Source organism: Streptococcus sp. 'caviae' (assembly GCF_001937065.1).
Lineage (GTDB): Bacteria > Bacillota > Bacilli > Lactobacillales > Streptococcaceae > Streptococcus.
The window spans coordinates 46,372-69,145 of record NZ_MOWR01000006.1 but is presented as its reverse complement, the minus strand read 5'-3'; the positions used below and the strand labels follow the sequence as shown (position 1 = coordinate 69,145).

General features: G+C 39.1%; 21 protein-coding genes and 1 CRISPR repeat array. Of the genes, 4 read left to right on the top strand and 17 right to left on the bottom strand.

Features of this window, described 5'->3' with window-relative positions; translation table 11 throughout:
• Positions 1 to 761: 761 nt before the first annotated feature.
• The 4 genes from BMI76_RS07095 to BMI76_RS07080 all read right to left on the bottom strand — a co-directional run bounded on the left by BMI76_RS07095 (position 762) and on the right by BMI76_RS07080 (position 2,348).
• On the bottom strand, positions 762 to 1,166 hold the full coding sequence (locus BMI76_RS07095) for a hypothetical protein (RefSeq protein ID WP_075346886.1): 405 nt from the start codon (positions 1,164 to 1,166) through the stop codon (positions 762 to 764).
• A gap of 57 nt (positions 1,167 to 1,223) precedes the next feature.
• A complete protein-coding gene (locus BMI76_RS07090) occupies positions 1,224 to 1,427 on the bottom strand; it encodes a Blp family class II bacteriocin (protein WP_075346885.1) in 204 nt (67 codons plus the stop codon).
• Between the two features lie 20 nt (positions 1,428 to 1,447).
• Complete coding sequence (locus BMI76_RS07085; RefSeq protein ID WP_075346884.1) at positions 1,448 to 1,648, bottom strand: Blp family class II bacteriocin; 201 nt, start codon at positions 1,646 to 1,648, stop codon at positions 1,448 to 1,450.
• A gap of 271 nt (positions 1,649 to 1,919) precedes the next feature.
• Positions 1,920 to 2,348 (bottom strand): LytTR family DNA-binding domain-containing protein, encoded by a 429-nt coding sequence (locus tag BMI76_RS07080; protein ID WP_075346883.1) that lies wholly within the window; start codon positions 2,346 to 2,348, stop codon positions 1,920 to 1,922.
• 341 nt (positions 2,349 to 2,689) lie between these two features.
• Between BMI76_RS07080 and BMI76_RS07075 the strand changes: the two genes are divergently transcribed.
• Positions 2,690 to 4,237, top strand: coding sequence for a BCCT family transporter (locus tag BMI76_RS07075; RefSeq protein ID WP_075346882.1), 1,548 nt, complete (start codon positions 2,690 to 2,692; stop codon positions 4,235 to 4,237).
• Positions 4,238 to 4,435: 198 nt separating this feature from the next.
• Positions 4,436 to 4,993 (top strand): MptD family putative ECF transporter S component, encoded by a 558-nt coding sequence (locus BMI76_RS07070; protein WP_075346881.1) that lies wholly within the window; start codon positions 4,436 to 4,438, stop codon positions 4,991 to 4,993.
• Between the two features lie 73 nt (positions 4,994 to 5,066).
• On the opposite strand, the gene nmlR is transcribed toward BMI76_RS07070, so the two are convergent.
• Positions 5,067 to 5,459, bottom strand: a complete 393-nt coding sequence (gene nmlR / locus BMI76_RS07065) for a stress response transcriptional regulator NmlR (RefSeq protein ID WP_075346880.1) — start codon at positions 5,457 to 5,459, stop codon at positions 5,067 to 5,069.
• A 198-nt stretch (positions 5,460 to 5,657) separates the two neighbouring features.
• On the bottom strand, positions 5,658 to 6,830 hold the full coding sequence (locus BMI76_RS07060; protein ID WP_075346879.1) for an Mbeg1-like protein: 1,173 nt from the start codon (positions 6,828 to 6,830) through the stop codon (positions 5,658 to 5,660).
• A gap of 117 nt (positions 6,831 to 6,947) precedes the next feature.
• Between BMI76_RS07060 and BMI76_RS07055 the strand changes: the two genes are divergently transcribed.
• Positions 6,948 to 7,610 (top strand): Pr6Pr family membrane protein, encoded by a 663-nt coding sequence (locus BMI76_RS07055; RefSeq protein WP_075346878.1) that lies wholly within the window; start codon positions 6,948 to 6,950, stop codon positions 7,608 to 7,610.
• A 54-nt stretch (positions 7,611 to 7,664) separates the two neighbouring features.
• On the opposite strand, the gene BMI76_RS07050 is transcribed toward BMI76_RS07055, so the two are convergent.
• The 5 genes from BMI76_RS07050 to BMI76_RS07030 form a co-directional block, all read right to left on the bottom strand.
• Positions 7,665 to 8,276 carry a DUF6287 domain-containing protein gene (locus tag BMI76_RS07050; RefSeq protein ID WP_075346877.1) on the bottom strand — a complete coding sequence of 204 codons (612 nt, stop codon included), beginning with the start codon at positions 8,274 to 8,276 and terminating at the stop codon, positions 7,665 to 7,667.
• An 81-nt stretch (positions 8,277 to 8,357) separates the two neighbouring features.
• Positions 8,358 to 8,834 carry a GNAT family N-acetyltransferase gene (locus BMI76_RS07045; RefSeq protein ID WP_075346876.1) on the bottom strand — a complete coding sequence of 159 codons (477 nt, stop codon included), beginning with the start codon at positions 8,832 to 8,834 and terminating at the stop codon, positions 8,358 to 8,360.
• A 279-nt stretch (positions 8,835 to 9,113) separates the two neighbouring features.
• Positions 9,114 to 10,943 (bottom strand): translation elongation factor 4, encoded by a 1,830-nt coding sequence (gene lepA / locus BMI76_RS07040; protein ID WP_075346875.1) that lies wholly within the window; start codon positions 10,941 to 10,943, stop codon positions 9,114 to 9,116.
• A gap of 195 nt (positions 10,944 to 11,138) precedes the next feature.
• Positions 11,139 to 12,932 (bottom strand): GbpC/Spa domain-containing protein, encoded by a 1,794-nt coding sequence (locus BMI76_RS07035; protein ID WP_075346874.1) that lies wholly within the window; start codon positions 12,930 to 12,932, stop codon positions 11,139 to 11,141.
• Between the two features lie 166 nt (positions 12,933 to 13,098).
• Entirely contained in the window at positions 13,099 to 13,362 is a 264-nt protein-coding gene (locus BMI76_RS07030; RefSeq protein ID WP_075346873.1) for a helix-turn-helix transcriptional regulator, read from the bottom strand.
• A 326-nt stretch (positions 13,363 to 13,688) separates the two neighbouring features.
• Between BMI76_RS07030 and BMI76_RS07025 the strand changes: the two genes are divergently transcribed.
• Complete coding sequence (locus tag BMI76_RS07025) at positions 13,689 to 14,582, top strand: XRE family transcriptional regulator (protein WP_075346872.1); 894 nt, start codon at positions 13,689 to 13,691, stop codon at positions 14,580 to 14,582.
• A gap of 210 nt (positions 14,583 to 14,792) precedes the next feature.
• Positions 14,793 to 15,752: direct repeats of the CRISPR family, unit length 36 nt; unit sequence GTTTTGGAACCATTCGAAACAACACAGCTCTAAAAC.
• Between the two features lie 154 nt (positions 15,753 to 15,906).
• Here the strand turns inward: BMI76_RS07025 and BMI76_RS07020 are convergent.
• The 6 genes from BMI76_RS07020 to cas9 all read right to left on the bottom strand — a co-directional run bounded on the left by BMI76_RS07020 (position 15,907) and on the right by cas9 (position 22,486).
• Positions 15,907 to 16,284 (bottom strand): type II toxin-antitoxin system HicB family antitoxin, encoded by a 378-nt coding sequence (locus BMI76_RS07020; RefSeq protein ID WP_075346871.1) that lies wholly within the window; start codon positions 16,282 to 16,284, stop codon positions 15,907 to 15,909.
• 16 nt (positions 16,285 to 16,300) lie between these two features.
• On the bottom strand, positions 16,301 to 16,492 hold the full coding sequence (locus BMI76_RS07015; protein WP_075346870.1) for a type II toxin-antitoxin system HicA family toxin: 192 nt from the start codon (positions 16,490 to 16,492) through the stop codon (positions 16,301 to 16,303).
• Between the two features lie 100 nt (positions 16,493 to 16,592).
• The gene (gene csn2 / locus BMI76_RS07010) at positions 16,593 to 17,255 is read right to left on the bottom strand and encodes a type II-A CRISPR-associated protein Csn2 (RefSeq protein WP_075346869.1); all 663 of its coding nucleotides are present in this window, start codon (positions 17,253 to 17,255) and stop codon (positions 16,593 to 16,595) included.
• Complete coding sequence (gene cas2, locus BMI76_RS07005; RefSeq protein ID WP_075346868.1) at positions 17,245 to 17,589, bottom strand: CRISPR-associated endonuclease Cas2; 345 nt, start codon at positions 17,587 to 17,589, stop codon at positions 17,245 to 17,247. Before cas2 ends, csn2 begins: the two co-directional genes overlap by 11 nt.
• A complete protein-coding gene (gene cas1, locus BMI76_RS07000) occupies positions 17,586 to 18,455 on the bottom strand; it encodes a type II CRISPR-associated endonuclease Cas1 (protein WP_075346867.1) in 870 nt (289 codons plus the stop codon). The genes cas2 and cas1 overlap by 4 nt, the downstream gene beginning before the upstream one ends.
• Positions 18,455 to 22,486, bottom strand: coding sequence for a type II CRISPR RNA-guided endonuclease Cas9 (gene cas9, locus BMI76_RS06995; protein WP_075346866.1), 4,032 nt, complete (start codon positions 22,484 to 22,486; stop codon positions 18,455 to 18,457). The genes cas1 and cas9 overlap by 1 nt, the downstream gene beginning before the upstream one ends.
• Between the last annotated feature and the right edge of the window lie 288 nt (positions 22,487 to 22,774).

Sequence of the window (22,774 nt, the reverse complement as noted above, 5' to 3'; positions counted from 1 at the left end):
AAAAGTTAGATACAAAAAACTAACTTTTGAAATCCGGTACAATCTGGCTTCCGTTTATCAAATATAATTATTTTTCTTTCAAAATTGGAACGATAATCATGAAAAGAAAGATAATAGTTAATGCCAACCTGAAAATATTGTTGGAAGACGACAAGACTCTCACGCCAAATAAAACTAGGGAAACCTTTAAGAATTTCTTCAACATTATCTTATCATTTTAAAAAATTTGCAAATATGAAAATATGTCGCTATATAACTAAAGAACTGTAAAAGCGATTCTTAGAAGGACGCTTAATTTCTATATTAGTTTTCTAAAAAATAGGATAAGATATTAGCAGCTGCAAACACTGTAAAACCTATAACTGCCAGAATTTTTGAAATAGGCCACAGTACTCAGGCAAGCATAAAGGCAGCCGGCCTAAGTACCAAAGCCTGTCCTCTGTGATTTCCTTTTTTCATTTTTAAACTCGCTCCATTCTTTAAAGATACCTATCATCCCAAACAAGGGTAAAGAGTTGCACCAGTAGCTACAGCTTGCGCGCCGAAGTACAGTCCAGCAGCTGGCAAAGTAAAATCACCGTAAACGTCAATGACATACCCACCAGCACAGTAAACAATCGTTTAAAAACACCGTTGGTTAACTGATTTACCTACCATAGCTTTTAAGGTTTTCTTCTCAAATGCTAAACTAAGGAATTAAGAACAATCGCTATTAAGATCTAATCCTCTATCACCTGTATAAGTAAAATTAAACGAGTAATCTAGTGTCTTTTATGTAACTTGATAAATCGTATCAAATTCCAAATGATAGTAATAATTAAAATGATCAGAATAATAATTAAGGCTGTTCGTTGAGCCTCATCATCAGTTGTAACTGCAACGTATAAAAGAAGAAAAAGAGTCAAAAATGCAGCTGTGAGTATACCAATCTGAGTTTGGTACTGCGTAAAGCTTTGTTCTGCTATAGGACGCTTTTTTATCTCTTTATAGGAAAAATAAGTTATCACGAAAGATAATCCAGATAAAATACCTAGCGGCAGCCAGATCCATATAACATTATTGTTATCTACAGTATAGATACAAAGATGGGCACTTAAAAGCCCCATGAGGCTAGCTCCCAGTCTGATGAATCGTAATGTAGTAGAACTTAATTTTTTCATATACATTATTATACTTCTAGTAACTACAAATAAGCAAAGTTTAGTAGCTTTATATGTACATAATTAATGAGGAAATGCCATATTCATACCTGCACCAACCGCCCCACAAACTGCAAGGTGGGCAGGAACAATAATACCATTGGCGGCACAAGTAGTTACACCCTCAGCAGCACCAGCAACGCCGGAAAGGAATAAATCCCCATTTCTCTTACTGCCCCCAAAAATTTCTGATAATTCATTGTCATTTAAATTTCTGTAGTTATTCATAATACCACCCTATTTCTTTCTTATTTTCTAAGCAATCCCCAAGTGCCTACGCAATATGGAGTAATAAGAGTCGCACCTGCCAATCCTCCAACTGCCGCTGAAGCAGTGGCACATATTCCAATTGCTGAAACTGCTTCTCCACCCGATACCTTTCCGCCTTCAACAACAGCGAGTTCTTGGTTATCCATTGCTTCAAATTGTTCAAATGCCATTGTATTCATAACAAAACCCCTTTTTCATTTTTGATTTTGTTCCTTGGCCATGAAACACTCATAGTATAACTTATTTTAATCTGTTTGTGTGGCAATTGTCGTAAATGGTATCAAATAGGTCGTGAACGGGAAAAATGGCTCTTGATTTCTCAATAAAATATCCATTCACGACATTTGTTCCAGTTTTCGATAGCTTATTTTGGTATTTCTTTTCAGAATGAATAAGCTGGTCAGTAATACAACTATTCTTGAAATATACAAGGAGATTACTACTGCCATATCACTTTATTCCACCTTTTTGGTTAGACATCAGCTGAGTAATTTTTTTGAGTTTCTTTTTACTAACACTGCACTTCTCGCCGTTAGGAAAATAGACAAGACCTTCCGCTTTATCCACACGAGTCATATTTTGAGGATTTATCGCAAAAGAGCGATGACACCTGACCAGATCTGTTTTTTCAGCAATCTCTGCAATAGTACCATAGAATTCCATATAGTCGTATTTACCATGAAGGATAAGCTTATGGACTGTTTCTGAAGTCTCAACGAAGTAAATTTCATCATAAGATAGCCGAATACGGCTGAAACGATTTTCAAAAATAAAGAGACCTTCCTTTTTAATACTAAAGTTAGTTTTAGCATAATTGAGGGTATCAAAAACCTTTTGATGGTATAATTCTTCATTGACATTCTTATCAATAAAGTCCAAGGCTGAAAATCATCTTCTAATATATATGGAGAGCATTGCGAGTACTCCTTTATTACTACTGGATTGCAGATAAATAAACTGACTGATGTCCTTATTTTACTTTAATGCTCCCATACTAACAAATGAAAATGTCAAGCAAGTAGATAAAGAGTAACATTCCAGTTACATACAACATCCTTTTTCCATATAAACCTGCATGCAGCCTGCCCAAGTCGCCCGGCCACAGAGAACACCTTCTAAGGCTTACATCGACTGTAGGGCTGCAATGCAAAAATCTTTTGAAATAAGCTAACTTTGCGCTATTTTTATTGATGTGTTAAAATAGGCCTAAGGAGTTTTTTATGAGTAATCCTAAAAAAAGCACCAAAGTGTATTTTATTTCTATTGCTGTCATGTTAATTTTGGTTGGTCTGGGTTTAATCATTCCCAAACACTTCCAACGGTTAAGTGGCACCTTTAGACAAGCTATTTCATCTGACTTTGGATGGCTCTATCTCTTGTTAGTGACAGGACTTTTAGCCTACTGTTTGTTTTTGATCGCCAGTCCAATCGGACAAATTCGTTTGGGACCGCCGGATTCTGAACCTGAGCATTCGACGACTTCTTGGATTGCCATGATGTTTTCTGCCGGGATGGGGATTGGTTTGGTTTTTTATGGGGCTGCAGAGCCTTTAAGCCATTTTACTAAATCAACACCCAATGCGCCTGTAATGTCAACTGAAGCTTTAGCAGAGTCATTTCGCTATACCTTCTTTCACTGGGGCTTTCATGCCTGGGCAGTATATGCCTTTGTTGCTTTGACATTGGCCTACTTTGGTTTCCGAAAAAACGAGAAATACCTCTTATCGGTCAGCTTCAAACCAATTTTAGGTAAATATGCTAACGGGTATATTGCAACTATCGTTGATACCATCACGATTATCGCAACCGTTATCGGTGTAGCAACGACTCTTGGCTTCGGTGCCGCCCAAATCAATGGAGGCTTGTCTCAAGTTTTTGGTGTTCCCAATAATAGTACTGTTCAAGTCATCATTATCGTAATTACGACTGCCTTATTTATCGCTTCTGCCTTATCAGGACTTGGTAAAGGTGTTAAGATTTTGTCCAACCTCAACTTAATTTTGGCTGTTACCCTTTTGATTCTAGCTATCTTCCTTGGACCAACCATTAAGATTTTTGATACTTTGACTGATAGTTTGGGACTGTACTTCCAAAATTTCTTTCGAATGAGCTTTCGAGCAGCTGCCTTTGATGTTTCAAAACGCGACTGGATCAACAATTGGACCATTTTTTACTGGGCTTGGTGGATTTCGTGGTCACCTTTTGTTGGTGTTTTCATTGCTCGCATTTCAAGGGGACGTACTATCCGTGAATTCTTATCAATTGTTCTGCTAGTACCGACAGTCCTTAGCTTTCTTTGGTTTTCGACTTTTGGCACTCTGTCGACTAATGTTCAATCTAAAGGTATTGATTTGACAGGCTTTGCTACCGAAGAGGTTCTGTTTAAAACCTTTGAAAACTACCCGATGGGAGCCTTACTCTCTATCATTGCAATCTTTTTGGTTTTCAGTTTCTTTATTACCTCGGCAGACTCTGCTACCTATGTCTTAGCCATGTTATCTGAGGATGGCAGTCTAGTCCCAAGCAACCGCAAAAAGGTTATTTGGGGATTAAGCGTAGCTGGTATCGCTATCACTCTCTTACTTTCTGGAGGATTAACTGCTCTTCAAAACGTTTTAATTATCGCAGCCCTACCCTTTTCACTGGTGCTCATTCTTATTACTGTTTCCCTGCTCAAGGAGCTCTATCATGAAAAAGACAAGATGGGACTCAGCATCACTCCAGACCGTTATCCAAAAGCAGACAAACCTTTTAAATCGTATGAATAAAACTGATACCTGTCACCTGACAGATATCAGTTTTTTTAGGCTTATCAATTAGGTTTCAACTGCAGTGCCTGTCACCTGAGTAACAAGCGAGAAGCATAGCCAGCCAAAACACAGGCTGCTAAAAAGTTAGCAGCTAGCCTAGCCAAATACAAATCCTTATGATAAGATAAAATTATATTATAACTTGAGGAGATTAACGTGAACAAGAAACTAATACTGACAACAGCTCTAGCTATGCTTTTCTACTTCCTTTGTGTCGGCTTAGCTACAGTTATTGACTTAGTCATTTTCAAAGTGACAAATATGGCTCACACGCCGGCTCTCGCTGCTCTCTTTGCCAGCTGGGTCTATCTTGATTTAATTAAAAAGACAAAAACTTTTGGTCCTATTACAGCGCTTGGCGGCATGATGTCACTGTTCTTTTTGGCCTCCGGCCATTTTATCGGGGCAGCTCTTCCTAATATCCTCTGTGCTCTTGCTGCTGATGGTATTGCTAAGTCTGGTCAATACAGCAGCAACAAACGCAATCTGATTTCCTATGCTCTTTTCTCCCTAGGCAACCTGGCACCGATTTTAACCATGTGGCTGGCACCGAAAGCTTACATTGCCCAGCTGCTTGCCGAAGGTAAGACACAGACTTATATTGACAGTGTTATGATTCCTGCAAGTCTGTCTGAAATCAGCATGCACTTGCTTGGCATTATCCTATGTGCTCTGCTGAGCGGCTATCTCTACCAAAGATTGACACAAAAATAAGTCCTTTAAGCTGAATGCTTTAGTTTATAAAAAGATTGGGTCCTCTACAATTCAGAGCCCAATCTTTTTTCTCTCAGCTTTCCTTATTTTCATCGAACAGCTCGTGTTCTCGTTTTTGAATTTGATTTTCATAGTTTTCGATTTTGTAATTCAGGCGCTCACGAGCCTGATTGAGTTCATCAATCCGCGCATCCATTTCTTCACGCTGCTCCACAAGCAAGGCCAGACGAGCCTCTTCAGTACCTTCTCCTTTTTCCAACAAGGCAATGTACTCAATGAGCGACTCCACGCTCATACCCGCCTTGCGAAAACAGCGGACAAATTCCAAAATACCAATCTCATGTTCTGTAAAATTCCGCACACCTGACTTGTGGCGCGGTACGGGCGGAATCAAGCCAATCCGTTCATAGTAGCGAATGGTATCCGCAGACACTCCTGTCAGTTCACTGACCCTTTTAATATTCATTTTCTTCTCCTTGATTCTCTTGAAATATAGCCGAGCATCCGTGCTGCTGCACTTAGATACACATACTGACACCGCTTATTATACACCTTTGAGTGAACTCCAAGGCAAAAAAAAAGATTTGGCAGTGAAGTTCTGAAACGTGTAAGAGCGCTGAAAGGCAAGCTATCTTTGACAGCTTATCTCTATCATGTCCTCCTTTTACTTCAGCGGCGACTGGAAATGCTTTAGGAAATCCGGCAATTGGCTGCTGATGGTTTCTTTCGTATTCTCCAAAGAATGTTCTGCAAAATGGCTGACTAAGGTGGTCAGGGACTTGCGCATGAGGCGGCGTTTATCATCATCAAGATCTTGAAAATAGTCCGTCATGACATGCCCTAATTTTTGCGGAATATCCCTATTCCGGCCTAAAAAATCATTGAGACTGTCAATACCGTTATCCATAAAAAGATTAAAGAAAGTATCAAAAAAGATCTTCAGCTCCTGACTGGACAGCTCTTCATTCCAAGTTTTAAAAGTCTTCTCTAAGGCAAGACTGAAGTCTGTTCCCTTGCTGACCTCGATGAACTGCCCCAGGTGCAAATCAACCTGCCAGTTAGCGACATTGTGCTGATTGATACCAAATGAAACACTGTCTACAATTTTAGCATCAACTCCGGCCGTAAGCATGACGCCAACAATAGACTCTTTAGGACGAATGGCCAAAATTTTTGACTGAATATTGCCATAGCCAAAAGAAGACAGTACACTTTGGTGAAGTCCGGGTGCATCAAGCATGTAAACCGCTGAAATTTTCTCCTGATAGGAACTAAGCAGGTGGCTGCTGGCATAAACAGCCAGATTGCCGCCTTTAGAATGGCCAGAGACGACCACCTGCCCATCAAAATCTTTGAGAAAGTCCGCTAAATAGCGGCTGGCCATCCGCTGAGCAGGGATTTCACGCATATAAGTCATTCGAAAATCTTCCTGCCAGCCAATCAAACTGTCATCGGTTCCGCGAAAGATGACCTGTGTATGTTTAAGAGACGGCAGACTGAGAACCATGGCAGCAAACTGCCGTTCGAATTCCGAGCTGATTTCGTTGACATAGTAACTGAGAGACAGGTCTGCAAAACGTTGGCTGGCAAGAAGGCTTTCCAACAGCACTAAGCGCTCCTTGGTCACTAAAAAATCATGCTTAAAATGAGCCAGTGCTTCTTTATCCAGAAAATCTTTAAGACACAGGCTGTCTCTCGTTAAATGCGGCTGCTGCAGCCACTCTCCCAAGGGCAAATAGCCCAGCTCATTGAGGCAGGCTATATCTACTTCATTTAAGGGCAGCTCTTCAAAAGACTGCCCGGCATTTGCTTTCACATAATCAATAAAATTAGCCACAGTTCTCCTACTTTAAGATGTGTTTATTTACTTTTATTCTACAAAGTTTCTGCTTACAGGTCAATGAAAATATGGTATGATAAGAAAGGTTTTGCATTCTTATAGAAAGGATTCGTCATGTCAAAAACACTGTTTTTTAGAATTTTCATTGCTCTTGCTGGTATCATTGGTGTCTCTATCCAAATCAAACAGTCGGGCTGGGGCATGCTTTTATATTACACAACCCTCTCAAACGTTTTAGTCTTTAGCTTTCTGATTTACCTCATTATCAGAGAAACTAAGAACCAAAGCTGCGATTCCCGGCTGCTGCGTCTTAAAGGCGGTGTCACCATGATTATCGTCATGACCTTTATGGTTTACCATTTTATCCTAGCTCCTAAGGTGAGGGCCTATGATTACTATACACTTCGAAATTTTCTGGTTCACTATGTTCTTCCTTTGGGCATGATAGCTGATACTTTGATTGTTGATAGACCAAGAGTTTACCGCTGGTTTGACCCCTTGATTTGGACGGGCTTTCCTTTAGTGTATTTTGCTTTGGCACTTGTTAACGGACTTATCGTAAAATGGGAAGTGCCCGGTTCAGCTGACAGTCCTTTTCCTTACTTTTTTATCAATGTGACCAAGTATGGTTTCCAAAGTGTCCTAATCAATGCCCTCAGCATTGCTCTCATTTATCTTTTTCTCAGCTATAGTTTAGTAGGCATCAAATACTTTATCGGCTCCAGAAAGAGAGCTGTCCGGAGTCAAACGGCAGCACTAAAAATTTCCTCAAACTAAAAAGCAGAGCTGCAGCTGTCTGATACAGACAGTTTTGCAGCTCTGCTTCTTTTCTTATTGCTGATCAGATTTATAGAGGACACTCTTGCTGAAATCATCATTTCCAAAGACGGTTTCTGCGCTGATGTAAAGACGGTCACGGGAGGTGTCTGACGTATCACTGTAACCTTCAGTAAAGAACTCAGCAGGAATAGCTGCTCCGCCTTTGACAAACAAGAGATTATAAACGACTGTGCCATCAGCTGAACTTAAGGTGGCTTGATAAATCGTATCGCTTGTAGCTTGGCCAGGAGTCAGTGTAAACTCTGTTGCCTTTTGAACAGTAGCACTTTCAAGGCCCGTCGCATTTAATTTCAGGCTATCTCCCAGTTCATTGGTCCAAGTGCCTGCTGCAGAAGTATAGTCCCCTGCTGCAAGGGCTGCCAAATCAAAGCTGGACGCCGGTGCTTGTGAAGACGTTGTTGTCTCCTGCTTTTCTTCTGGATCTTTCTTAGGATTGACTACATGTATCTGTGTTTTGCTGCCTGATGTTTTGTCCGAATTCTTAAAGTGGGCAGAAACAAAATAGACAGCCAGACCTATAATAATAAGAAGCAGACCCAGCAATAAGATACTAAATACCGTCTTTCTTCTGGATTTTCTGCGGCTAGCACGACGTCTTGGCATAATCAGCCCTCCAATTTCAATATTACTCTTCCCTTTATTTTACACAATTTTTCCTTAAAAAAACAGACCTTTTGGGTTTTTTTAAAGAATTTTTTCCATTTTGGTTTCCCGAGGTTTTAAGCCCTGACGCTCATAAAAGGCCAAGGCGCCCTCATTGTCATTCCAGACATTGAGGGTTAGATTATAGCAGCCCATATCTTTAGCATACTTGAGGGCAAATTCATACAATTCCTGTCCGATCTTTTGGCCTCTGGCTTCTTCGGATACGCACAAATCATCAATGAAGAGTGTCTTCATCGGTTTAGAAACAGGAGAATCATTGGTTTCTTTCAGTATTAAAAACAGATGGGCCAAAATATGCCCCTGATCATCAGCATAGACAAAAATCGGTCTGGAAACATCCTGCAAGAGTTCTTCTAGCTCTTTTGCAGAATACTTGCTTCCTGTCTCAGTTTCCCTAAAAAGATCCGGCCGCACCTGATAATGAACTTGAAATATCTGCTGCAAAAGTCTCTCAATAGCCGGAATATCCTTTGCTTGAGCTAATCTAATCGGCATACAATCCGCTCCCTTTCTGACTGTCTTATTTTTTACCAAACAAACTTTTAACCATTTAACCTTCTGCCGCCAAATCTTATAACAATCTGCTATTGATCTTAGCTGCAGATACAATCTGCTGTTCAATCTTCTTGACTGTAAATTTGACAGCCGACAGCCTGAAAATTCAGCTCTATAGCTTTAACGTTCAAGCTTGTCTCCTGCTTCTGTCACAGCATCTCCCTAGTCTTTGCTGGAAATTAGAAAGACTGAGCCTAACTGGGAGACGATTTTTCGGTCTTACTTGTCATCATCGTCCATAGAAAGCACGCTTAAGAAGGCTTCCTGCGGTACTTCAACCGACCCGATAGACTTCATCCGTTTTTTACCGGCCTTTTGCTTTTCAAGCAGTTTGCGTTTTCTGGAAACATCACCGCCATAACATTTAGCGAGAACGTTCTTGCGCAGGGCTTTGATGTCTGAACGAGCCACAATTTTCTGACCGATAGCTGCCTGAACAGGCACTTCAAATTGCTGACGCGGAATAATTTTCTTGAGCTTCTCAACAATCAGCTTGCCGCGTTCATAGGCAAATTCCTTGTGCACAATAAAGCTGAGGGCATCAACCTTGTCTCCATTAAGAAGAATATCCATTTTAACCAACTGTGATTTCCGGTATTCCGAAATTTCATAGTCAAAGCTGGCATAGCCGCGTGTTGATGATTTTAATTTATCGAAGAAATCAAAAACAATTTCAGCCAGAGGAATCTGGTAGATAACATTGACACGGTTATTATCAATATAATCCATGGTCACAAAATCACCGCGCTTGCGCTGCGCTAATTCCATAACGCTGCCGACATATTCCTGCGGCACCATAATCTGCGCTTTGACATAGGGTTCTTCAATCGTATCAACCTTGGTCGGGTCTGGAAATTCAGATGGATTGGACACTTCCAGCATTTCATTATCAGTCGTATTGACATGATAAACAACCGATGGCGCCGTCATAATAAGATCAATGTTAAACTCACGCTCTAAGCGCTCCTGGATTACATCCATGTGCAATAATCCCAGAAAACCGCAGCGAAAACCAAAGCCCAGAGCCTGAGAGGTTTCCGGTTCAAACTGCAGGCTGGCATCATTGAGCTGCAGTTTTTCCAAAGCTTCACGCAGATCATTGTATTTGCTGGAATCAATCGGGTAAATCCCCGCAAAAACCATAGGATTCATCTGCTTGTAACCATGGAGCGGCTCAGCAGCCGGACGGTTGGCCAGCGTTACCGTATCACCGACACGCGTATCAGCTACTGTTTTGATAGAAGCAGCCAAATAACCAACATCTCCGGTTGCCAAAAAGTCACGGCTGATCGCCTTAGGCGTAAAGATACCTACCTCTGTTACATCGAAGGTCTTGCCATTGCTCATCAGCTTGATCTTATCTCCAGGCTTAACCATACCATCCATGACACGGATCTGCAAGATAACCCCGCGATAGGCATCATAAACAGAATCAAAAATCAGCGCTTTAAGCGGAGCTTCAACATCACCGGCAGGAGCCGGAACCTTTTCGACAATCTGTTCAAGAATATCTTCAATACCAATTCCTGCCTTGGCAGAGGCTAGAACAGCTTCGCTGGCATCGAGGCCGATGACATCTTCAATCTCAGCCCGCACACGCTCGGGATCCGCAGCCGGCAGGTCGATCTTATTGATGACCGGCAGAATTTCCAGATCATTGTCCAGTGCCAAATAAACATTGGCCAAGGTCTGCGCTTCAATTCCCTGGGCAGCATCTACCACCAAAATCGCTCCCTCGCAGGCAGCTAAAGAGCGGGAAACCTCATAGGTAAAGTCCACATGCCCCGGTGTATCAATCAGGTGAAAAATATAAGTCTCACCGTCTTTAGCCGTGTAATTAAGCTCAATAGCATTCAGTTTAATGGTAATACCGCGCTCACGCTCCAAGTCCATACTGTCCAAAAGCTGAGCCTGCATCTCCCGGCTGGAGACTGTTTCTGTTTTTTCTAAAATACGATCCGCCAGAGTGGATTTCCCATGGTCAATATGGGCTATAATCGAGAAATTCCTAATTTTCTCCTGACGTTTTTTAAGTTTTTCAGTATCCATTTGTTGTCCTTGTCAAAATTAATCAGTAGCTTTATTATAACAAAAAAGGAGAACCCTTACCATAGATTTATTGGGGAAAGCAGGAACAGCCAAAAACTGATTGATACTTAAAATTCCTTTTTTTTATTTAAAAACTCAATCTTGGTATCAAAAGCAAAAAACTGAGAAAAATTTCTCAGTTTTTATATCATATCATTATTCTTCACGTTTTTTAGCAACCAATAAGGTAGCTGCGGCAAAGGCGGCAGAAACCAAACCAATAGCACTTAAACCTTTATGCTGGTCATCACCAGTTTGAGGGAGTGTTGGCTGATAGCTGCGCTCTCTGACACGTGTCTCATCCTTTCGAGCCTGCCTAAATTGCCTTGATTTAGCAGATACCATTACGCTGGGACGCTCTGCCCTTGGCGGCGTTGGCGGCTGCGGTGTCTGAGGAGACGGCGGCATTGGTGGTTCCGGTGTAGGTGATTCAGGATCTTCCGGAACTTCCGGCGGAATTCCCTGTGTTTCCACAACAAAGTTTTTATGCCAAACAACCGTTGGCTTTTCAAGTTTTGGCTCGCTTGGTTTTTGGGGCTCTTCGCCTGGATTTTCAGGAACCGCAACTGTGGAGTTAGTCGCAAACCAAATAGATGTTGGCAGTCCTTGATCGTTGCCGCCGACAGTAAAGGTGAAAGGTTCGCCCTTATAAGTCATGGCACCGGCTCCATAATAAGCTGTGGCAGAGCGAGGATCACCGTCTGCATTGACTGCATCCCAGCCATCATCGCCGTCACCATCAAAGGTTGCACCATTGTCCTTGTATTGGTTATCATTAATTGAGTAGATCTCATTGCCATGCAGGCTAATAGATGACCCCGGAATTTGAATGAATTCGTTATTTCCCAATTCAACCTTTTCAACATGATCACCATAATCTGCTGTCCAGTGGTTAAGCGATGACAAACTCATAATCGATCTGTTATCACTCAGATCAATGGCATTGCCATTCTCATCATAGAAGGTAATCTGCATTGTAACGCTGATCTTATCATTTCTGCCAGCGTTAGATGTCTGTGCACCAATAAAGATCGTTTTTGTCGGATCATGGAAAAGCTCAACAATAGCAGTTCCATCATTATTCGTTGAACTGTTCAGCTTATAAGTGGTGACAATCTTACTGATTTTTTGTTTATTATAGCTTGAATTGACAATATTTTCATAAGTGACCGCAATTGTGTCACCAACAGCCATTTTAAACCAGGTGTCTTCATTGGGATCGTAAGGATTGTTTAAGGTAAATTCGCTATCAGCATACTTATCTGTGTTAAACTGTTCCAGAATATCATCTGTCTGGTGAGCAGCCCGAGCCGCTTTGTCCAAATAGTCAGTAACCCCTTGAATGGTCACTGTAGCTTTGGGCTCATTTTCAAAAATAAGTCCCTGAGCCCTTTCAACTCTGCCGGCACCCTGACCAGAAGAAACCTGCTGCTGATAATCATCATAGGCTTGCTTTTTAGCATCGTATTCAGATTTTTGTGCATTATAAGACGCTAAATCTTGTTGATACTGATTTTGCTCCTGAGCATACTGAGTCTTAGCCTTGTCATAATCGGCTACTGCTTGATTAATTTTTTGCGCCTGAGCTTTGTTGTCAGCATCTGCCGCTGCTACAGAAGGCTGCTCTACAGCAGGAGTTTCAGTAACAGTTAAATTAGCATTTTGCGCTGCTGCTTTCGCATCTTCCAATTCTTGAGAAGCAACATCAGACGTTGTTACTGTCGTATTGCCAACCGTCTCTGTTTTGGTGACAGTCACTGACGGCGACTGTGCCTGCTGGCTGGTGGCTGCAGGTGCTGTCCCGGCACTGCTGCTGTTAACAGCGGTATTTGCAGCTGTACTAGGTGCTTGGCTGGCTGCTGCATCTTCGGCCAATACATTGGTTGTCCCAACAAATGCGGCTAAAGTCAGCCCGCTCAATAAAGTAATCCTAGCAGTTTTCGATTTCATAAAAAACCTTCCTTATTGTATTGATTCTAATTATAAAATACAACTTCATTATAACAAGATAAAATGTATTTTCAAGCATTTTAACCATAAAATTAACATTTTCTGAAAATTACACATATACTTGCATGATAAAGATGAGATAATTCTAAACTTTAAAACACACAGCCTAATGAACATTTCTAAGCTTACGTTCTTTAAATTTCTGTTTTAAATCGGATTCCGGACCTAAAAAAACAGAATCCAGATTGACATCATAATAATCAGCCAAAGCGTTAGCCAGATGAATGGGGATATCCGAGCTATCATTTTCATACTTCAGCAGAGTTTGTTGTTCAATGCCCAGACAATCAGCCACCTCTTTAGGACTTAAACTATAGTTCACTCTGAGAGCGCGCAATGTCAACTTCTCCACTGTTCCATCCCCTTTCATCTCACCAACATTCCCATACAGCCCGATTTTAGGAGCATGGTCAAAAATAGCAGCGTTACAGTAACGCTCTTGACTTTCAGATGGGGGACTGACTTAGAAAAAGGGAAACCAGTCAGCCGTTTTGACGGAAACAAAGATTTTGAAATTTTGAAATAATGCTGAGGTGAAGATTTTATATCGTCAAAACTTGGCCCCAATGAAAACTATTTTTAATAGGAACATTATAATTCGTTTTAAAACGAAAGTCAAGCCTTTGCTTTTTTTATTTACTTTTGCGGTTGAAAGCGGTATTATGTAAATAGTATTTTTTCTAAAGAAGGTGAAATATGGGACGCGGAAAATTAACACCACAAGATTTAGAAGACATGAAAGTGATCTCCTCCAATATCCAGCGCCTGCTGACAGAAAGCGGCATGAAGCAATCTCAGCTGGCATCTGTTCTCAATATTCCTAAAAGCAGTCTCAATGAATACGTCAAAGGGCGGACACTGCCAAAAGCCGGGAATATTCAAAAGATTGCGGATTATTTTGGCTTGCAGAAATCTGATATTGATCCAAGGTTTTCTAAAAGATCCAGCTCTTCTGTGCTTGAACAAATTACTTACACAGCTCGGCAGCTGGACAGTACAAGGCAGCAAAAACTCCTTGATTTCGGCAAGCGGCAGCTGGCTGATCAAAAGCAAGCTACAGGATTAGCTGCTCAAAAACACTTGGCAGACAGCCAAGGTTCAGGTGTTGGCGGCGGTGCTAAGTATCAAGAAATTGTCGATAAATTTATTACGGATGAACAAAAACATCAGGATACTATTCATTTGGACAATATCAAAAAAGCCAAGGATCTCTACCAAGCCTTGGGGCACAGTTATAAATCGATCGTGCTTTATGGTGAGGTCTCAGCTGGCACCGGTACTTGGGTTGGCCATGAAAAGCCAGAGACCATCGAGTATCCGGCACCTATTCCTAAACACGATCTTGCTCTCAGGGTCAACGGCAACAGTATGGAACCTCTGTTTTATAACGGTGAAGTTATCTTTGTAAAGAAAACACAGGAAATTTACCACGGTCAATTTATCGTTGTCATTGTCAACAATGAAGCTTATCTCAAAAAACTATACAAAAAAGACCATGAGATCAGGCTGATTTCGCTCAATCCTCATTATGACGATATTATTTTGCAAGAAGATGACGACATAGAAATTATCGGTACTGTTATCACCTGACACTATCATGTCTAACAACCACCCGCATAGCGGGTGGTATTTGTTTCGCACCAAAGGACGCGAAACGGACTGAAAGCTATATAATGGAAACTGCAGCGAACCCGCTGCAGTTTTTTAATAACAAAACTAAAAAAGAGAATCTGTAGATTCTCCCCCTATCACAGATCTAACCTAAAAGGTTATAAATCAACAAATCAATTTCAAATTTAGATTTTGGAACCATTCGAAACAACACAGCTCTAAAACCCTCTGGCTGAGCTGTTACATAGTCTGGGTGTTTTGGAACCATTCGAAACAACACAGCTCTAAAACGCCAACATATCCGCATCTCTCTTATCCATAGTTTTGGAACCATTCGAAACAACACAGCTCTAAAACGTTGTAGCTAACAAATATAAATGCACACAAGTTTTGGAACCATTCGAAACAACACAGCTCTAAAACATGAATAGGTGTTTTTTTGCATCAAAAGCTGTTTTGGAACCATTCGAAACAACACAGCTCTAAAACGAAGACGGGGGAAAGTCTTAATTTCGGAGAGTTTTGGAACCATTCGAAACAACACAGCTCTAAAACTGCATAACCTGTGTCAAAAAGCGCTGTTTCGTTTTGGAACCATTCGAAACAACACAGCTCTAAAACAACCATCACAGTAAACGGTCTTGATGACGGGTTTTGGAACCATTCGAAACAACACAGCTCTAAAACACTTATCAAGCGTTGCAAACTCACCGAGTGGTTTTGGAACCATTCGAAACAACACAGCTCTAAAACTAGTCAATTAAAAGTTGGTGCGCTTCCGTAGTTTTGGAACCATTCGAAACAACACAGCTCTAAAACGTTTTATATCAAGTACGCAGATGAAACCGGGTTTTGGAACCATTCGAAACAACACAGCTCTAAAACGGAAGCATACAATGGACGGCAGATGAACATGTTTTGGAACCATTCGAAACAACACAGCTCTAAAACCAGTCCGTCAGATACATCATCTAGTGTGCTGTTTTGGAACCATTCGAAACAACACAGCTCTAAAACAACACTTATCCTGTTGTTGACAAGCCAGAAGTTTTGGAACCATTCGAAACAACACAGCTCTAAAACACTTATCCAAGAGTTGCAAAAAAATGCTAAGTTTTGGAACCATTCGAAACAACACAGCTCTAAAACCTCGTGGACCAATTTTCGTCTCGAAATTTCGTAATCGCGCCATTCATCTCAGCCAGATTTCAGTTTCAAAATGATTCCTTTTTAAACGTTTTAATTATTTATATTATACCTCAAAAAGCGCTAGAAATCAATCTTTCTAGCACTTTCAACTATTTCACAATTGCAGTTTCTTTTCTAAAGCCTTGGTCAGCACTTCAGAATAATTCACTTGATTGCGATCTGCCAATCGCACCAGCCATTCAGGAACTGTTACATTTTTTCGGATAGCTTTATTATTTCTAAGGTAAGGACTGGGATCAGCCTGAATCAGGCTAACAAAACCATCCTCTGCAGATAGTTTACGAATATCGCTTGGAGCAGGCAGTTGCATTCCCTCGTCCAGATAAGATGCCAATACACTTTCCAGCATTTGACGCGCATGTTTCATGGCCTCTTCTAAATCCTTCCCTTGCGTACCTCCGCCAAATTCAGGAAATTCAACCCAGTACCCTTCTTCTTCCTTATGAAAAATTGCTGGATATGTTTTCAACATAAGAATTCCTCCTCTATCATAGTAATCCTAGATCCTTTAAAATTTTCTTTTCAAGGCCAGTTTTAACCGATTGATTCCCATGAATCGGAATTGTCACAATATAAGGCAGGCCATCTTTCTTAAAATGATGATGGCTTCCTTTCACTCTAACTTCTTTCCATCCATTTTTTACAGCCAGTTTGGCCAACTCTTTTCCAGTCAAGGGCAAACCGATAACCTCATTTCTTATTTTATACGCATTATACGTATTTGTCAATTAATAATAAAAGACAGTTCTCATTTAGGAACTGTCTTATTATTATTCGTATTTAACTGCCGTTTTTTGTGATTAAGAAATAATCCCTGTCTAAAATATATTGAGAAAACCCATCAATTTGATGCGGTTCAAGAAACAGAACAGTTATATTAGACAAGTGAATATATTCCAGAATTTGTCCTATTTCTTCCTTCTGAAAATAGGACAAGGAATTAAGGAAAACCAGAATTTTCTTTTTGCTCAAATACTTATAAATTTGAAGGATTTCAAACATTTTTTCAAAAATGGTATCACTTTGTGTTTCAATTTTAACACCTAAAGCCTTTATCAACTCTAAAATAGTAATCTCATCATATTCCAAATCCAATTCGTTTTCTAAACATTCATAAGCAATCAGCTCTGTAATAGTGTTAGCAAGCTTATCAAGCATAGACTTCACTTCTGGTTTCTCATTAAATTGGCTTTCTAAGTCAGCGTGAACTAGCTTTAAAAGCGATGGTGCATTGACATCATAGCCTAAAATATCTGTCACCAGCATCAGCTCAGATACTTTTAAACTCTTCAATTTATCATCAAATAATTTAAGTTCACTGTCCTCTTCATATTGATAAAAATTTTTCACCAACTGAGCGAAAATCTGCACATCTTCTATGACTAAAATCGTTGATTTTTCAAGCTCAATCGGTTCATCTAATATCGGAAAATTAAGTTTCATCCGAAAATGCCTCCCCTAAAAATACCAGACGTGAATCTGAATTAGCAACGCTGGTATTGCGCTCGCCATTAAGGTAAATCATGCGGGCAAACTGCTTTTCAGTTACTGTCAGCAGGGTAATACTGCCTTTTTTGGGATTATTCTCTTTCAGACGAGCAATCATTGCTGTATTAGCAGAGTTATTCAAAAGCAGCCTGCTGTAAACGGAAAACTGATGCATGATGAAACCTTCACTCAGTAAAAACTTCCGAAACTTCCGATAAGCTTTGCGTTCTTCGGCAGTATCTGTTGGCATATCAAACATTAAAATCATTCGCATATATCGATAACTCATATCCTAAACTCAGGAACTCCTTTCCCGTCATTATTCAGCGCCTTAATCACCTTTTTGGTATAATCGCTGACAATGTTTGTCAGATACATCTCCTTATTATTATAAAGGTAGGTATCTGAAAATATGCTGAACAATTCACGTTTTATTTTGACAAAAGAACTGTTTCGATTTTCATAAACAATACGGTCAACAATCGGACGAAAAGGCTCCATAATATCACTGGCAAAGTTAAACTGATTAAATTGATTGGCGTGCTTGAGACCAAATTGTGTCATGCAGCCGCACACCACAACTTCACGCGCAAACATACTTAAAAGCAAGGTATAACCATAATCCAGACCTGCATTGATATCATTGTCTTGTTCCCTAGAAAAATCATTTCCAAATAAGGTATTAAAGTAAATTCGCGCAGAATGCCCCTCCCGATTGCTAGGGTCAAAAGGCTCTAAGCTATGATACAAATCCATAATCGACTGAGATTTTTCAAAATAAGAGCATTCTCCCAAATAACAAGATTGGTTTAAAATCTTTTGAGCAATGATTGTCGTCCAAACATCACATTTCACCTCTTCTGCCCAAGAAATCTGATGACTCAGCTGCAAACTGGAGTTGTGACGCGCATAGTAAGGCATAAGCATAGCTGTTGGCAGACGTTTATCATCACAAAAAATGACCAAAATATTCTCATCAACCAAGCGCTTCATTAGCATAGTTGATAAAACAATATCTGTTGTCTCAAGTAATAAGATGTCAATTTCAGACAGATGAATCATCTCTGTCTTATATGCATCCTTAAAAATTAGATGATTGTTCTTATAAGACAACTTAGAATGCGTATTGACAACTACTGTTCTCCATCCTGCCATCAGTCTCCTCCTGATTTACTAAGGTCAGTCCGCGTTTCGTAAAGACCAGTGATAGATTGGTGGATGAGGGTGGCGTTGAGAATTTCAGCAGTTGATGTATAACGTTTTCGATCAATATTGCTATCAAAAAATTTAAAAGCAGCTGGTGCTCCGATAGCAGTAAATGTTAATAAGTTGATAAATGAACTTGCCAGCTTATTAATATCTTTACTACTATTTTGTGCATATAATTCCTCTACCTTTCCTAAATTTCCTTCTGCCAAAGTATACTTTTTAGAAAAGTTTGATACAATATCTAACAATTCTTTAAATCCATCTCTATGTTTTTCAACATGATTTAAGTGTTCCGGCTCATCAACTTTATGGATATTTTTAGCATGATAAAGTAACACTACTAAGTGATACGGCAAAACGATTTCATTTCCTTTTTGTAGTTCTCTAGCACTTGCTAGCAACCTTCTCCGCCCATTTTCCAGTTCAAATAAACTATATTTCGGTAACTTGATAATATTTTCTTCTTGAATATTTCGATAGCCTTTACGTTCAAGAAAAGCAACTGGATTTTTTTCAAAAGCAACCTTTTCCATAATGGTTATACCAACCAAGTCCTTGACTGTTTTCAACTTCTTAGATTTACCTTTTTCAATATCAGCAATAACTAAAACGGAATAGGCAACAATTGGGCTGTCAAATCCACCATATTTCTTTGTATCCCAGTAAAATTTTTTTGTTTTTCGAGGAATAAGTTTATCAGAATTACCTTTTTGTAAAATAGATTCTTTTGAAAATCCCCCCGTCTGCACTTCCGTTTTCTTTACAATATTAACTTGCGGGTAGGAAAGCACTTTTTTTATATTAGAAATATGCTCATCTTTTTTCCAAATAATCTCACCATTTTCATCGGTACGGACACCATCTTTTTTAAAGAAATTCATAATATTTGAATAGAAAAATTTCTTAGCAGTTGCTTTATTTTCTTTATGTCCATGAAAATGAGGATATTCACCATAGACAAATTCAGGCTCTAACTGTGGATAAACACCTAGTAAAGCTTTTCCTACAATTGCATTTAAATAAGCATCATGCGCATGATGGTAATCATTAATTTCACGCACTTTGTAGAGTTCAAATTCTTTACGGAAATTAGAAACGAGATTTGATTTCAAAGTCACAATTTTTACTTGACGAATTTTCTTATTATTTTCGTCTAATTTTGTATTGAAACGTTCATCAAGGATACGTGCTACATGTTTGGTAATTTGTCTCGTCTCAACTAGCTGACGCTTAATAAAACCAGCTTTATCATCATCAGTCAAGCCACCTCGTTCTGCCTTGCTTAAATTATCGAATTTACGTTGTGTGATGAGTTTGGCAGAGAGAAGTTTACTCCAGAATAGTTTCATTTTATGAACAACTTCTTCACTTGGTACATCATCAGATTTACCTCTATTTTTGTCAGAACGTGTCAACACACGGTTATCAATGGAATTATCTTTGATAAAAGCCTGCGGAATAATATGGTCGATATCATATTGACTCAGATAATCAAGGTCCAATTCTTCCCCAGTGTACATATCTCTGCCATTTTGTAAATAATACAGGAACAATCTGTCATTTTGTAACTGGGTATTATCAACCGGATGTTCTTTAAGAATTTGACTTCCTAATTCTTTAATAGAATCTGTTAAGCCTTTTAGACGCTGTTGTGAGTTACGTCTACCATAATTCGTAAATTGATTTTCACGCGCCATTTCAACCACGATATTTTCAGGGGTGTGCCCCATTATTTTGACCAATTCATCAACAATCTTAATACTTTGTAAAATTCCCTTTTTAATCGCAGGGCTGCCAGCAATATCACTGACAGCTTGATTTAAATCATCTGCATCTCCGATAACCTGTGCCTTAGCAATTTCTTCTTTGAAAGAAAGAGCATCGTCGTTAATCAGCTGCATAAAGTTACGATTGCTATTGCCATCATCAATGAGATAATCAAGAATTGTTTTTCTGCTTTCTTTGTTTCGAATACCGTGAATTAACTTAGCTGAAAGACGTCCCCATCCAGTATAATGACGTCTTTCCAGTTTTTTTACTTGTTCTTTGGTCAGTAAATCACTGTAATTTTCTAGACGTTTCCGAATCATTTCTCTATCTTCAAATAGCGTTAAGGTCAGTACAATATCTTCTAAAACCTGTTCATTCTTCGGATTATCGAGAAAATCCTTATCTAAAATTTTACGCAAGTCATGATAAGTTCCATAAGAGGCATTAAATGCTTTATTTTCTTTATCCAGACCTGTTAAATCAACAATACGGAACTCATCAAATTCTTTTTCAAGGAAATTCATCAATTTATCTTTAGTTACTTTTCGATAAGCCTTAAATACACCATCAAAGATTTCTTGCTTCATATTGGCATCAAAAAATGATGTTTTCCCTTGCTCTGTCTTATATTTAACCTTTGTTAATTCATTGTAAACAGTGAATTTCTCGTATAATAAACTGTGCTTAGGAAGAACTTTTTGATCTGGCAAATACAAATCATGATTGGTCATGCGATTGATAAAAGCTTCAGCAGAAGATTCCTTATCAACAATATCATCAAAATTCCAAGGTGTAATTTTTTCATTTGATTTCCGGCTTAACCAAGCAAAATCACTATTTCCTCGCGCTAAGGGACCGACATAGTAAGGAATACGGAAAGTCAATATTTTCTCAATCTTATCCTGATTTTCTGCTAGAAACGGATAGAATTCAGCCTGTCTGCGAATGATGGCATGCATCTCTTGAAAATGAATCTGATGCGGAATAGAACCATTATCAAAAGTACGTTGTTTTCTCAGAAAATCCTCACGTTCTACTTTATCAAGGAAATCTGCACCGCCAGCTACCTTTTCCAATAATTTTTTCAAATATTTGTAAAAATCTTCTTGACTGGTTTTTCCATCAATATAAGCCGCATAACCATTTTTTGAAGCATCAGAAAAAACTTCGTTATACCTATCCGGTAATTGTTGACGAATAAATGATTTAAGTCTGGCCAAATCTGAATGATGATCATCGTAACGCTTAATCATAGAGGCTGACAGAGGTGCTTTGGTACTTTTATCCGTAACTGTTAAAATTCCTGAAAGAAGAATACTATTATAGAGTTTCTTAGCTGACGCAAAAAGATCTGCATAGTCATCTCCAATCTGCGAGAGCAGAGTTTCTAGATCCTCTTCAAAAGTATCTTTTGAAAATTGTAACGGTGCCTTATCTTCCAAATCAAAATACTTTTTAAAATCTGCTTTATTTCCAACAATTAGTTTCAAAAACTCTGAGAATTGACCATTAGATTTTTCTCCTGGAAATAATTTTAATACCCTTTCTTTCTTAACTGATTTACTGAGTTTTTCAGATAATATTGGTTCAACTTCAACCGTGATTTTACTCAAATGCGTTTCAAAGGTTTTATCATAAATTTTGACAAAATCTTCAAACACTTCTTGAACTCCTGAATTACTCTCTTCTAAATTTTCATACAAAAAATGTCCACGATATTTAATGATATGTGCCAAGGCTAGATAAACCAGACGTAAATCAGCTCTTTCTGAAGAATCCGCTAAATGTTTTCTCAAGTGATAAATAGTCGGAAACTTCTTGTGATAAGCCTTCTCTTCGTCAAGTGTTCCAAAAATTGGATGTTTTGCATCTCTTTTATCTTCAGGAACATAGAAAGAATCTTCTAACCGACGAAAGAAACCCTCATCCACTTTATTCATTTCTTCCGAAAAAATGTCTTGCAAATATAAAAGACGATTTCTGCGGCGGGTATAGCGGCGGCGAGCCGTGCGTTTCAGACGTCTGTCTTCCGCAGTATTCCCACTATCAAACAATAAAGCTCCAAGTAAATTCTTTTTAATATAATCTTTGCCAGTATTTCCTAATATTTTCATCTTCTTAGATGGAACTTTGTAATCATCTGTTATAACAGCCCAGCCGACAGAATTTGTTCCAATATCAAGTCCAATAGAGTAAGATTTTGTCATAAATTTCTCCTTTTAAAAATGTCTTGCAAAATAAAACTAAAAATTGTACAATATGTGTGTTGGAACTATTCGAAACAACACAGCAAGTTAAAATAAGGTTTATCCGTATTCAACTTGAAAAAGTGACACCCGATTCGGGTGTTTTTTATTTTATGTTCCATCCCATCGGTTCTATTCTAATATCTAAGCCTAAAATTTTTCCGTTTGTCATAAGAAACTCCCTTTTATTTTTGTAAGCGCTTCTATTATACCACTATCTGTGAAACATTATAACAATACAAAAGAAAA